This window comes from Ensifer soli (assembly GCF_041928815.1).
Classification (GTDB): Bacteria; Pseudomonadota; Alphaproteobacteria; order Rhizobiales; family Rhizobiaceae; genus JBHFEI01.
Window position 1 is genome coordinate 1 of sequence record NZ_JBHFEI010000063.1, and the last position, 1,035, is coordinate 1,035.

At 49.9% G+C, this 1,035-nt stretch carries 1 protein-coding gene and 1 pseudogene; both read left to right on the forward strand.

All coding sequences use genetic code 11. The features are described from left to right. Positions 1 to 77 precede the first annotated feature (77 nt). A pseudogene (locus ACEVQ6_RS23650) lies at positions 78 to 260 on the forward strand (integrase core domain-containing protein); the annotation flags it as partial. A 100-nt stretch (positions 261 to 360) separates the two neighbouring features. Then, positions 361 to 966: an alpha-glutamyl/putrescinyl thymine pyrophosphorylase clade 3 protein gene (locus tag ACEVQ6_RS23655; RefSeq protein ID WP_374891491.1), complete on the forward strand. Its 606-nt coding sequence runs from the start codon at positions 361 to 363 to the stop codon at positions 964 to 966. The last annotated feature ends 69 nt before the right edge of the window (positions 967 to 1,035 follow it).

A 1,035-nucleotide genomic window follows, 5' to 3' on the forward strand; every position in this document is an offset into this window, starting at 1 on the left:
CGATAGAGCTACGATGAGCCGAAAATCCTCTCTTCTCAACTCAACCAATTTTGTCTCACAGGCGCTGATGTCGGACAGAAGCTCAGATCGCGGCCTTCGTCGAGCACTACAACCATCGCCGATACCACGAGAGCCTCGACAATCTCACACCCGCCGACGTCTACTTCGGACGCGGCCAGACCATCCTGCTCGAACGCGAAAGGATCAAACGAGAAACCATAAAACAGCGCCGATTGAACCATCACGCCAAAGCGGCTTAAATCAAACCGCTAGCGAGCCGCAAAATCCGTTCTTACAAAGCCTAAAAAGTCTCAAATCATTCGACGACGGACAGTTCTGAATTATCATTGAGAAAACAAAATGCCCGGAATTCACCGCGATAAAATTACTGAAATTCACGAAACACTGCAGCGATTTAGCGCCGATGTACATCCTTTGCTTGGAATAACGGAACACGCAGAGGGTCGAGCTTGCGCGGAGCAAATAGTATCTAGCCTACGCCGTGTCTCCTATATCACGCAATTGAGCAACCGAGCCATCAGCCCGCTTCGCGCAGACCCATCGAACGATCTGTTTGATCCGCTTATGGCGGCATCTCTAGCTATAAGAAAAGGTGATACTGACAACGCATGGTGGCTCACCTTCATTGCCACACATTTCGGAAAACATCCCGAAGATGGTTGGCACCTGGCGCTGGCCTTCTACGGTGCATTTGGACAGAGGGAGCCATGGAATTGGATCAACTCAAGTAATGATACCCACGAGCTTTTTGAGTGGCTCACGAATGCTTGGCCAGCACTGATAGATGACGGGATATCTCGAAGATTTAGCAATCATAGAAAATACGAAAGCAAAAAGCCAAGCGCCCTCATTCGGGTGTTCGGCTCGTATATTGAATTGGTTCAACGCTACGGCAGTCATGCGGCATTGATAAACGACGTACATAAGGCTGCAGGTCTGGTCTGACCCCATTGGGTGGTCCGGTTTCAGTCTTAGTGCATGATCGGCTTTTCAACCATCGCCTGTGCCGATGAT